The sequence below is a fragment of the Blattabacterium clevelandi genome (assembly GCF_003268615.1).
Taxonomy (GTDB): Bacteria; Bacteroidota; Bacteroidia; order Flavobacteriales; family Blattabacteriaceae; genus Blattabacterium; species Blattabacterium clevelandi.
In genome coordinates this window covers 88,395-100,657 of the sequence record NZ_CP029844.1, presented here as the reverse complement: position 1 = coordinate 100,657, position 12,263 = coordinate 88,395, and the positions used below count along the sequence as shown (strand labels likewise).

Below are 12,263 nucleotides of genomic sequence, written 5' to 3'. Positions count from 1 at the left end.
CATAATTCTTTTTTTTCATTTTTATATTTTTTGAAAATTTCTTTCATTGATATTTTAGATATTTTTCTAGTAGCTATTATTTTATTTCAGGTATATAGACTTGTTTATAATACAGCTGCTTTAAATATTTTTTACGGAATTATTGCAACTTTTGTATTCTGGAAAATAGTAGAAGCATATAAAATGAAACTCCTTAGCATCGTTATAAGCATTTTTTTCAAAGGAGGGTTCTTAGCTTTAATTATTCTATTTCAACCAGAAATAAGAAAATTTCTTCTGATAGTTGGAAGTAGAATTTTTTTTAAAAAATTTATTCTTTCTATCTTTGGAAAATTCGAAAAATCAAAATTTTCCGTAAAAACAGAAACTATAGATAGTATTGTAAGATCTTGTGCAATTTTATCAGGAGATAAAACAGGTGTTTTAATTGTAATTCAATTATATCAAGATATAAAAGAATTTATACAAAATGGAGATGAAATGGATGCTAAAGTCAATAGTCCTATTTTAGAAAGTATTTTTTATAAAAATAGTCCATTACATGATGGTGCAGTCATTATTATAGGAAACAAAATAGTAAGAACCAGAGCGATACTTCCTGTTTCTTACAATAAAGAAATTCCATCACGTTTAGGCCTTCGTCATAGAGCTGCTATTGGATTATCCGAAAAAACGGATTCTATTTGTCTTGTTATTTCTGAAGAAACAGGTTATATATCTTATATTAAAAATCAAAAAAGAACAGTTATTACTAATATTAATAATTTAAAAATAAAACTTGAAAAAGATCTTCTTTAAAATTTTTTATCTATTTATTTACTAAAATATGGATGACTATAAAAAATTTATATAATTTTTATTCTATTTCCTCTGGAATAGAAATAAATAGTAAAAAAGTAAAAAAAAACTCTATTTTTTTTTCTTTAAAAGGAAAAAAATTTGATGGGAATCAATTTGCTTATGAAGCAATTTCAAATGGAGCAATGATTGCTATAGTAGATAATAGAAAATATTCTATTCTTCATAAGAATATTTTTTATGTAAAAAATTCCTTATATTTTTTACATAAATTAGCTGTTTATCATAGATTTAAACTAAAAAATATACCGATTATTGCTATTACAGGAAGTAATGGAAAAACAACTACTAAAGAATTAATAACATCTATTCTTTCTAAAGAATATGAAAATGTTCATTATACTAAAGGTAATTTTAATAATCATATAGGAATTCCATTAACCATATTATCTATGCAGAAAAATACACAAATAGCAGTGATAGAAATTGGAGCAAATCATGAAAAAGAAATCAAAAAAATGTGTTCTATAATTAATCCAGATTATGGATATATAACTAATTTTGGAAAATCTCATTTAGAAGGATTCAAAAATATAAAAGGGATCATTCGTGGAAAATTGGAATTATACAATTTTTTAAAAAAAAATAAAAAAAAAGTTTTTGTCAATGGAGATGATCCTATACAATTAATTAACAGTATAGGAATGAATAGATATATTTTTTCAGAAAAAGTAAATTCAAATCCAGATATAATCATTCAATATTTATGGAATAAAATTGGATTAAAATCTATTTTATGTATTAAAAATATAAAAATAGTTTCCCCATTAGTAGGAGATTATAACTTATATAATATAGCTTCTTCTATAACTATTGGAATTTATTTTAAAGTTTCTTTAAAAAAAATTAAAAAGACCATAGAAGAATTTATTCCTAATAATAATCGTTCTCAAATTTTAAAAAAAAGAAATATCAAAATCATTATAGATTGCTATAATGCTAACCCAAGTAGCATGATAAAAGCTCTTACTTTTTTTAATAATAAAATTATAGGAAATAAAATAGTTATATTAGGTGATATGTTAGAATTAGGAAATTATTCTGAGGATGAACATAAAAAAATTATTTTTTACTTGGAAAAAAGCAATATAAATTCAATATTTTTGATAGGAAAAATATTTTTTAATACGAATATCAAAACATCCGATAAAATTATAAAATTTTTTAATAAAAATATATTTATACAATGGATAAAAAATATATCTGTTAAAACAGATTATATCCTGATCAAAGGTTCTAGAAAAAACACATTAGAAAGTTTGATCCCTTTTATCTAATTATCTAATTATATAAATTTTTTGTAGATTTATATAATTAAATTTGTAAACAATAACCTCGTAAAGGTTTTTCTTTTATGAAAAAAATTACCACAAAAACTTACCTAAAATGGTTTAAAGACATGTTTTTTTGGAGAATTTTTGAGAATAAATGTCGTTCCTTATATTTAAAACAAAAAATTAGAGGATTTCTACATTTATATAATGGACAAGAAGCTATTCCTGCTGGAATCACCCATGCGATGGATCTTTCTAAAGATAAAATTATTACGGCTTATAGATGTCATATATTACCTATTTCTATGGGAGTAAATCCTAAAAAAGTTATGGCAGAACTTCTAGGTAAAGAGACAGGTACTTCTCATGGAATTGGAGGTTCTATGCATATTTTTAGTAAAAAACATCGTTTTTACGGTGGCCATGGTATTGTGGGAGGCCAAATTCCATTAGGGGCTGGTATAGCTTTTGCTGATAAATATTTTAATAGAGATGCAGTTACATTAACAATTATGGGGGATGGGGCTGTTAGACAAGGTGCCTTACACGAAACTTTTAACATGGCAATGTTATGGAAATTACCAGTTGTATTTATTTGCGAAAATAATCAATATGCTATGGGAACTTCCGTAGAAAAAAGTACAAATATAAAAGAAATTTATAAAATTGGTCTATCCTATGGAATGCCTTCTTATCCTGTAGATGGAATGGACCCTAAAAAAATAGCAAAAGCGACTTATAAAGCTATTGAAATTGCTAGAAGTGGAAATGGTTCTACTTTTTTAGATATTAAAACTTATAGGTATAGAGGACATTCCATGTCGGATTCAGAATTATATCGTAACAAAGAAGAAATTCTTTTATATAAGAAAAAAGATCCTATTTTAAAAATAAAAAATATTATCATAAAAAATAAATGGAAAACTGTAGAAAAGTTAAACTTTATAGAAAATAAAATAAAAAAAGAAGTAGAATCCTGTGCTGATTTTGCAGAAAAATCAGATATTCCTTCTATTAAACAAATGTATAATGCTGTTTATTATGAATCTAATTATCCTTTTTTAGATGAAGTTCCATATTCATGATTATTTTTTTATATTGTGTAAAAAAAATACCTTAAAATAATGGCTGAAATAATATTCATGCCTCAGTTAAGCGACACAATGCAGGAAGGTACTGTAATCAAGTGGAATAAAAAAGTAGGAGATCAAGTATCAGAAGGAGATATTTTAGCGGAAATTGAAACCGATAAAGCTATTCAAGATTTTGAAATTGATGTAAGTGGATTTTTACTTTTTATTGGTGTAAAAGAAGGCGAAACAACACGTGTTAATAATATGTTAGCTATTATTGGGAAAAAAGGAGAAAATATAAGTTCATTGATAGAAAATTCTAACTTATTGAAGACAGAAGAAGAAAGTAATCTTAAAAAAGAAAAAGAATGTAGAATTTTTATTTCTCCTTTAGCAAAAAAAATAGCAAAAAAAATAGGAATTTCTATAAATAAAATAAAAGGAAGTGGAAAAAATAATCGTATTATTAAAAGAGATATTGAAGCTTATGAAGAAAAATTAATAAGAAAATTAAAGAATCCAAAAGAAAATAAACGAATCAATATTTCTTCTATGAGGAAAAGAATAGCAGAACATTTAATATATTCTAAATTTACAGCTCCACACTATTATCTTTTCATAGAAATTAATGCAGAAAAAATGATTAATTTGAGAAAAAATTTAAATGATAAACTTTCTAAAGAAAAAAAAATATCTTTTAATGATATTATTATTAAAGCAGTAACTATATCTTTAAAAAAATATCCAAATTTAAATGTTTCTTGGAAAGAAAAAGAAATTATATACCATTCCTATATTAATATTGGTATTGCAGTAGCTATCCAAGATGGATTAATTGTTCCAGTAATTAAAAATGCTGATCAAAAATCATTATTACAAATTTCTCAAGAAATAAAAGATAAAGTTTTATGTTCAAAATCAAGAAAAATCCAACCAGAAGAACTAGAAAATAGCACATTTACAGTTTCAAATTTAGGAATGTATGGAATCGAATTTTTTACTTCTATTATTAATCTTCCTAATTCTTCTATTCTATCTATAGGATCTATTATAGAAAAACCTATCATTAAAGATTCCAAAATTGTAATAGGAAATATTATGAAAGTTACTTTATCTTGTGATCATAGAATTATAGATGGAGCTACAGGTAGTAATTTTCTTTCTTTTTTAAAAAAAATATTAGAAGATCCAATAATGATATTAATCTAACTTTTTTTTTTGTATATCCAATTGGATATACAAGTATAAAAAATTGGGGATAAAAATAAAATTATGGTAATAAATGAAAAAATGCTTTCTAAATAAATATTATTATTTGTATAATATTTTTTTTCAAAAAAAGAAAATATAAGTTTTATTCCAAGTAATAAAATAACGGAAAAGGCAGAATCTTTTAAAAAAGGATTAATTTCCATTAATTTTACAAATTTTTGAGCGGTAAATCTCATTGTTAAAATTCCTATAAAAATTCCTAAAAAAATCAATATAAAATTTTCTGAAAAAGCAATAGTAGCAAATATATTATCAATGGAAAAAGCTAAATCCATTATTTCTATAGAAATAATAATTTTCCAAAAAGAATTTCGTAATATTATATTCTTGTTCGAATCTTTTTTAACCAATTTTTTTGAAAAAAAATGATTCAATCCAATATAAACTAAATATAACCCACCCAATGGTTTTAACCACCAAATTTTAATTAAAATAGAAGCGAATATTAAGCTAATACCTCTAAAAAAATAAGCTCCAAAAATTCCATATTTTAAAGCTTTTTTTCTATCTTCTTTTTTTAATCTCATAATCATAGAGGCTAACATAGCTGCATTATCTATTGATAAAATACTTTCTATTAAAAATAAATTTCCTATAATAGAAAAAGATTTTATAGGATTTTCAGTAATATCTGTAATATAATTTAAAATAAAATCTTTCATTTTTTTTATTAAAAATTCCTGTAAGTACCTTTTTTAGATATTAAAACATGAGTAGGACCTTGTTCTATTATTTTACCTTTTTCCAATATTATGATATAATCCGCATTTTTTATAATATTAGAAGATAATCTATGCGCTATTATTAATGAAGTAGAATTTTTCATCATTTTATTTAAAGAATTTTGAATCATTATTTCTGATTCTATATCTAAAGAGGAAGTTGCTTCATCTAAAATTATAATTGGAGGATTTTTTAATACAGCTCGAGCAATACTAATCCTTTGTTTTTGACCCATAGATAATTTATTCCCATTATACCCAATAATAGTATCATATCCATTTGGAAGTTTTTTAATAAAATAATGAGCATTTGCAATTTTAGCTGCTTTTATTACAGAACTTATAGATATTTTTTCTTCCAATCCTAATGCAATATTATTTAAAACAGAATCATTAAAAAGAATTGGTTCTTGTGTTACCATTCCTAATAACTTTCTGTAATCTCTGTTTTTTAAATAACTAATATTAATTCCATCAATAGTGATTTCTCCAGAAGAAACTTCATAAAAATTAGCAAGTAAATTTGCAATAGTAGATTTACCACTTCCAGATCTTCCAATTAGAGCTATGTTTTTTCCTTTTTTTAAAGAAAAATTTAAATTCTGAATTAATACTAATTTATTATATGTTAATGAAACATTACGAAATAAAATTTCATTTTTAAAATGAAAAATAGATTTTGATTGTTTTTTTTTATCATGTTGAAAACATTTAGTATTTAATATTTCTACAATTCGTTCTGCAGAAGCTTTTCCTTTTTGAATATTTGATATAGAATTCACTAAATTTTTTGCTGGATTAATAATTTGAAAAAAAAGACCTACAAAAGAAAAAAGTATTTCTGGGGCCATTCCTTTTTTTTCTAAAAATAGTTTTCCTCCATACCAAACAATCAATATCATTGTAATAGTTCCTAAAAATTCACTAATAGGAGAGGCTAATTCTTTTTTACGATTTACACGTGCAGAAAGTTTTTTCTGACATTCAGATACTTTTTCAAAACGTTTTTGCATCTGATTTTCTGCATTAAAAATATTTATAATTTTTGTAAAATTCAAAGTTTCTTCTACAACCGTAAATAATTCTCCTAATTGATTTTGAGCTCCTCTTGCATCTTTTTTCAAACTTTTTCCTATAATAGAAATTAATGTTCCCATTAATGGAAGTAAAATAAAAGTAAATAAAGTTAATTGATAACTCATAAAAGATAAAGTAAGCAAATGAAAAAAAACCATAATGGGAGAACTAATTATATTTGCTAAAGAATTTACAATAGATACTTCTATTTCATTTACATCATTAGATAATCTAGACATTAAATCTCCATTTTTTTTATCATAAAAAAATATTGTTGGAATCGATAATATTTTTCGATGAAAATCATTTCGAATATTTCTAACAATAGATGTTCTTATTCCTATCATAAAATATTCAGCTAAATATCTAAAGGTATTTCGCAAAAAACAAAGTAAAATAATAAAAATACAAAAAATTCCAAGTGTATTTATTTTTCCATATTTGTCTGATAAAATATTAATATAATAATGAAAATATTTTTGAATAAAATTAAAGGATCCATCCAAAAAATTTAAAAATGTTGTTTTATTTTCTTTTTTTACATCAGTAATTTTCAGAAAAATACTTAATAAAGGAGAAATAGATATTATAGATAAAACTGAGAATAAAGAATGTAAAAAATTACACGATATATTTAGAATATAGTGATATTTGTAAGGTTTTGAATAAGATAAGATTTTTTCAAGTGCATTCATTTAATTTTCTTAATCCACTAAAAGCAAAGATAATTAGAAAATTTTATTCTATTCTAATTTTTATATTTTTACCATAAAAATCATTAGAATGCGTATAAGAAATTTTTTTACAATTTTTACAGTTATTTCGTTAACTATAATTTGTTTGTATTATATATGTTTTAGTTTTTATGCTTCTAAGTTAGGAAAAGATTCTTACGTTGATTCTAATGTCAATTTAGAAAATGAAAAAAAAATAGGATTATTAAAAAATAAAACCATAAATCTAGGATTAGACTTAAAAGGAGGAATCAGTATGATATTGGAAATATCTGAAAAAGATTTATTAAAAAAATTTTCTGATAATTCTAAAAACCCCATTTTTTTAAAATCATTGGAAAAAACGGATAAAAAAAAAGAAAAACATCCAAATACTGATTATTTTTCTTCTTTTTTAAAATATTTTTATCAAGAAAGAGAAAAAATGAACATAGATTTTTCTCTTTCGGATTTATTTGGAATAAAATCTCATATAGAAGAAATAAACTATAGTAGTTCTAATAAAGAAATAGAAAATATTATTAAAAAAAAGATAGATAAATCTATTTCTTCCACTTATAATATTCTTAGATCTAGAATAGATAAATTTGGAGTTATTCAGCCAAAAATACAAAGAATTAATAATTCAAATAGAATTTTAATAGAATTATCTGGAATAAAAAATATCGATAGAATAAAAAATATTTTGCAAAAACAAGCTGAATTAAATTTTTTTGAAATATATAGTTTACAAGAAATTATTCCATATTTTGAAGATATAAATAAAAAATTTTTCAAGAATAAAATCAATGAAAATAAATCTTTAATAGATATATTAAACATTCCTCATATTATTAAATATACTAATAATCCAATCGTAGGTTTGGTAGATCAAAAATATTTTAAAATAGTGAATGAATTTCTGAATTCAAATGAATCTAAAGAATCTTTACCATATAATTTACGAGATATAAAATTCTTTTGGGGATATAAAAAAAATCAATATAAAAATAAAAAATTTTTTCAATTATTTTCTATAAAAAAAACAAATGATGAAAAAGAAATTTATCCGTTAAATGGAGATATGATTGTTAAAGCATATAAATCTTTTGGTCCATTTAATGAAATAGTTGTTAATATAAAAATGAATCAGATTGGATCTAGAAATTGGAAAATGCTTACTGAAAAAAATATTGGAAAAAATATAGCTATAGTTCTAGATAATTTAGTTTATACAGCTCCTATTGTTAAATCAATCATTCCCAATGGTATGTCTCAAATATCAGGACGTTTATCTTTACAAGAATCTGAAGATTTAGTAAATATATTAAATGCAGGAAGATTACCTACTTCAGTAAAAGTAATTCAATCTGAAATAATAGGCCCATCTTTAGGAAAAGAATCTGTACAAAAAGGAATATTTTCATTTTTTATATCCATATTTCTCGTATTTATTTGGATATTTTTTTATTATTATATTCCTGGTTTATATGCTAATATAGCATTAATTTTTAATTTAATATTTATATTTGGAATTCTTATATCTATAAATGCTGTATTAACTTTTCCTGGAATTTCTGGTATAATATTAACATTAGCAATGTCTATGGATGCTAATATACTTTTTTATGAAAAAATTAAAGAAGAGATAAAAAAAGGAAATTCTATACGTATAGCTATTTACAATAGCTATACTATACATAATGGAGCATTATCTTCTGTTATTGATGGTCAAATAACTACTTTATTATGTGGTCTTATTTTATTTTATTTTGGAATAGGTCCTATTAAAGGATTTTCTACGACATTGATTATTGGAATTTTTACTTCCATGTTTACTTCTATTTTTTTAGTAAGATTATTTTTAGAATTTCATTTAAATAAGTATAAAAATATTTCCTTTAACTACCAAAAAATATTAATTAATAAAATTAAAAATATTAAATGGGATTTTTTATCTAAAAGGAAATTAACTTATACTATATCCTTTATCTGTATTATAATTAGTTTTTTATCACTTTATTATCAAGGATTAAACTTGGGAATAGATTTTGTTGGAGGACGTTCTTATATTATTTGTTTTGATCATAAAGTTATTCCAGAAAAAATCTCTTATCTTTTGTCCAAATCTTTTATAGAAAATGGAATCCCATCATTTCCAGAAGTAAAAACATTTGGTAATGAAAATCAATTGAAGATAATAACTAAATACAAAATACGGAATGAAAGTAATAAAGTAGACAGAGAAATTTTGGAAAAAATGTTTGTAACATTAAAACCTTATTTTAATACTATAGATTTTAATAGTTTTAAAATATTAGGCAAAGAAAAATCCTTAGGTATTTTATCTATCGAAAAAGTAGGACCTATTATAGCTGAAGATATTACTAATAATGCATTTATTTCAATACTTTTATCCTTATTAGTAATATTTTTTTACATTTTTATTAGATTTAAAAAATGGAAATTTGGTTTAGGTGCTTTAATTTCTCTACTACATGATATAATTATTGTTCTTGGGATATTTTCTCTTTTTCATAAATGGATTCCTATTCTAGAAATAGATCAAACTTTTCTCGCAGCTTTATTGACTATAATAGGTTATTCTATCAATGATACAGTAATTGTTTATGATAAAATTCGACAAATATTAAAAAATACCCCTTCTTCAATTTCTTTTTATAAAATTATAAATGATGGAATTAATCTAACTTTAACAAGAACTATGAATACCTCATTCATAACTATGTTAGTTATCTGTACTATTTTTTTCTTTGGAGGAACTACTATTCGTGGTTTTATGTTAGCTTTATTCCTTGGAATAGGAATTGGTACTTATTCTTCTATATTTATAGCATCATCTATAGTATATGATTTATCTAAAAATCAGAAAAAAAAATGATCAATTTTTTATTTATTAGTATTGAAGAAAGTTTTTTTATTATTTTTATAGCTATAATAATATTTGGACCAAAAAAAATACCGGATATAGCTCGTAATATGGGGGAAGGGATAAGATATTTAAAAAATGCAAAAAATAAAATTCAAAATGAAATAAATACAAATCGGATTGATCCCTTTTCTGAAAAAAAACAAAAATCTATTAAAAAATCAAAAATATGTTCCTCTATAAAACGTAACTAAAAATTAGTTCTATAATCTTGTATTTTAGAATTACTTATCAATTTTTTTGATAAATATTCTAGAATTTTTTTTCTCAAAAAAGAATTTAAAACTTCTATTTCATAAGAAAAATAAGAAGGTTTTTTATAATTATAAATATTCTTTAATGGTCTTATAAAAAAAACTCCATTTTTACCAAAAATAGGTTTAGAAGTATTTTTTAATTTTAAAGAAAAAGAACCCCCAACTACTTTAGGCTCTTTATAATTATTAATCATAGAATCATAAAAATTGATTTTATAATGTTTTTTTATTTTTTTAGAAAAATAAAATGCTATTTTTTCTAGATTTCTAGAAATAGATTTTCTTTCTATTATATTGTAGAATAATTTTTCTATTTTTTTTCTTCTAAGAAATATGGTCAAGTTATTTTTTATTTTTTCAATAGGAAATACTCTTTTTTGAATATTTGAAAGATAAACAATAATACAATCTCTATTTGAATTATATATTATTTTGATATCTTTTTCTTTTCTTTTATTTTCGAAAGACCAATTAATAATTTCTCTGTCTAATTCTGTATTTAAATCACTTATTGTCCATTGATTAGATTTAATATTTTTCAAAAAAATAGTCTCATATTCTTTTTTTCTTGCATTTTTAATAAATGTATTTAAATTAGAATTTTTATTTTTTATAATAAATTTTTTAACATTATTAGAAATAAAATTTTCCGTTTTTTTAGATGGAATAAGTGTTTTTATAATTACAGCAAATTGATAAGCAGGTTCAATAGGACTTTTTTTATCAATTCTTAAAATATGATATCCATATTCAGTTTTTGTTAATCCAATTGTCCCATTTTTATTTTCTTCATTAAAAATATTAAATGTTCCAAAAGAATTTTGTTCTTCATATTTTAACCATCCTAAACTTCCTTTATTATTTTTTTCATTAATTGTATCATCAGATTTTTCTTGAACTAAGGAATCAAATTTAGAAGGATCCTTTTTAAGTATATTATATATTTTTTTAGAAATTTCTTCAGCTTTTTTTTCAGTTCTGCTATTAGAAGAACGTATAGCATTTTTATGAGAAATCAATATATGGCTTGATAAAACAGAATCAGATATCATTTTTTTTCCAATAATTTTTGCTATTATATATGTATTTCCTACTTTTAAAGGACCAAACATACTTCCATTTTTATTATTTTGATTTTGAATAATAAAATTTTGAAAAAAAATAGGAATATTTTTTTTTAAATAAAAATTGGGATCAAAAGGTTTTTCAGATTGTTTGGAAACAAAAATAGAATTTTGATTGGTATATTTAAATTTTTGAAATAATTCCTTCATTTTATTTTTCATATTTTTCTCATCTTCTAAAGAAGGTTTTGATCGAATAATTGCAAAACTAAGACTTCTTAAATCTTCTTTTTTATAAAGGAATTTATGTTTTTTTATATAGTCTTTAATTTCAGAATTTTTTAAAAAAATATTATATTTGTGTTCTATTTCTGAATAAGGAATAAAAACATAATCAACAATAGAAAAAGAATTTTTTTCTTTATAATTCAATTCCGCTTCTACCGAGGAAGTATTTAATCCATACATTAACATTTCTATATATTTCTTTGCAAGAATTCTTTTTGGAATATTATTTTTTTCATAGGACCAAATATTTTTTTCTTCTTCAATTTGAGAATTAGTCAAAATGTTTTTTTTTTCCAATTTTTTTAAATATAATTGAAATTTATTTATATCTAAATTTCCATTAGAATCTTGAAATTCAGAAATATAACTATATATAGATTGTTTAGATATAGCGTTCCAAAAATCTTTATCTGTAATTTGTAATCCTAATTTTACTGCTTGTTGATTTAATAATTTTTCATGAATTAATAAATTCCAAGCTTCATTTTTTAAATAAAAATCTGGTTCATCCTGACGAAATCGTTTTAAAAATTGAAAACAATCAACATATTCTTTTATAAAAATATTTTCTCCATTTACTTTACCAATAATATTAGAATTTCTAGTGAAAAATTTAAATAAAATATTGGGATCTAATATAAAAGATAATAAAGCTATTCCTATAAAAATAAATAAAATCCATGTATTTTTTCTAATTTTTTCTAAGAAACTCATC

At 22.1% G+C, this 12,263-nt stretch carries 9 protein-coding genes; 6 read left to right on the top strand and 3 right to left on the bottom strand.

Annotated features, from left to right (window positions below; genetic code table 11):
* Positions 1–30 precede the first annotated feature (30 nt).
* From DM817_RS00480 to DM817_RS00465, 4 genes are all read left to right on the top strand, one after another.
* Entirely contained in the window at positions 31–798 is a 768-nt protein-coding gene (locus tag DM817_RS00480; protein ID WP_113738123.1) for a diadenylate cyclase, read from the top strand.
* Between the two features lie 32 nt (positions 799–830).
* Positions 831–2,135, top strand: coding sequence for a UDP-N-acetylmuramoyl-tripeptide--D-alanyl-D-alanine ligase (locus DM817_RS00475; RefSeq protein WP_113738122.1), 1,305 nt, complete (start codon positions 831–833; stop codon positions 2,133–2,135).
* A gap of 77 nt (positions 2,136–2,212) precedes the next feature.
* Entirely contained in the window at positions 2,213–3,217 is a 1,005-nt protein-coding gene (gene pdhA / locus DM817_RS00470; protein WP_113738121.1) for a pyruvate dehydrogenase (acetyl-transferring) E1 component subunit alpha, read from the top strand.
* Between the two features lie 39 nt (positions 3,218–3,256).
* Complete coding sequence (locus DM817_RS00465; protein WP_113738120.1) at positions 3,257–4,414, top strand: dihydrolipoamide acetyltransferase family protein; 1,158 nt, start codon at positions 3,257–3,259, stop codon at positions 4,412–4,414.
* Here DM817_RS00465 and DM817_RS00460 read toward each other — a convergent pair.
* Both DM817_RS00460 and DM817_RS00455 read right to left on the bottom strand, forming a co-directional pair.
* Positions 4,411–5,139, bottom strand: a complete 729-nt coding sequence (locus DM817_RS00460; protein ID WP_113738119.1) for a TerC family protein — start codon at positions 5,137–5,139, stop codon at positions 4,411–4,413. The genes DM817_RS00465 and DM817_RS00460 overlap by 4 nt on opposite strands.
* An 8-nt stretch (positions 5,140–5,147) precedes the next feature.
* Positions 5,148–6,971, bottom strand: coding sequence for an ABC transporter ATP-binding protein (locus DM817_RS00455; RefSeq protein WP_113738118.1), 1,824 nt, complete (start codon positions 6,969–6,971; stop codon positions 5,148–5,150).
* An 88-nt stretch (positions 6,972–7,059) separates the two neighbouring features.
* Between DM817_RS00455 and secD the strand changes: the two genes are divergently transcribed.
* Positions 7,060–9,891: a protein translocase subunit SecD gene (gene secD / locus DM817_RS00450; RefSeq protein ID WP_113738117.1), complete on the top strand. Its 2,832-nt coding sequence runs from the start codon at positions 7,060–7,062 to the stop codon at positions 9,889–9,891.
* Positions 9,888–10,133 (top strand): Sec-independent protein translocase subunit TatA/TatB, encoded by a 246-nt coding sequence (locus DM817_RS00445; RefSeq protein WP_113738116.1) that lies wholly within the window; start codon positions 9,888–9,890, stop codon positions 10,131–10,133. The genes secD and DM817_RS00445 overlap by 4 nt, the downstream gene beginning before the upstream one ends.
* On the opposite strand, the gene DM817_RS00440 is transcribed toward DM817_RS00445, so the two are convergent.
* On the bottom strand, positions 10,130–12,262 hold the full coding sequence (locus DM817_RS00440) for a peptidylprolyl isomerase (RefSeq protein WP_113738115.1): 2,133 nt from the start codon (positions 12,260–12,262) through the stop codon (positions 10,130–10,132). The genes DM817_RS00445 and DM817_RS00440 overlap by 4 nt on opposite strands.
* Position 12,263: the final 1 nt, after the last annotated feature.

Coding starts and splice junctions, on each gene's coding strand:
- DM817_RS00440 (WP_113738115.1), bottom strand. CDS start 12,262: ATGAGTTTCTTAGAAAAAATTAGAAAAAATACATGGATTTTATTTATT.
- DM817_RS00460 (WP_113738119.1), bottom strand. CDS start 5,139: ATGAAAGATTTTATTTTAAATTATATTACAGATATTACTGAAAATCCT.
- DM817_RS00455 (WP_113738118.1), bottom strand. CDS start 6,971: ATGAATGCACTTGAAAAAATCTTATCTTATTCAAAACCTTACAAATAT.
- DM817_RS00465 (WP_113738120.1), top strand. CDS start 3,257: ATGGCTGAAATAATATTCATGCCTCAGTTAAGCGACACAATGCAGGAA.
- pdhA (WP_113738121.1), top strand. CDS start 2,213: ATGAAAAAAATTACCACAAAAACTTACCTAAAATGGTTTAAAGACATG.
- DM817_RS00475 (WP_113738122.1), top strand. CDS start 831: ATGACTATAAAAAATTTATATAATTTTTATTCTATTTCCTCTGGAATA.
- secD (WP_113738117.1), top strand. CDS start 7,060: ATGCGTATAAGAAATTTTTTTACAATTTTTACAGTTATTTCGTTAACT.
- DM817_RS00445 (WP_113738116.1), top strand. CDS start 9,888: ATGATCAATTTTTTATTTATTAGTATTGAAGAAAGTTTTTTTATTATT.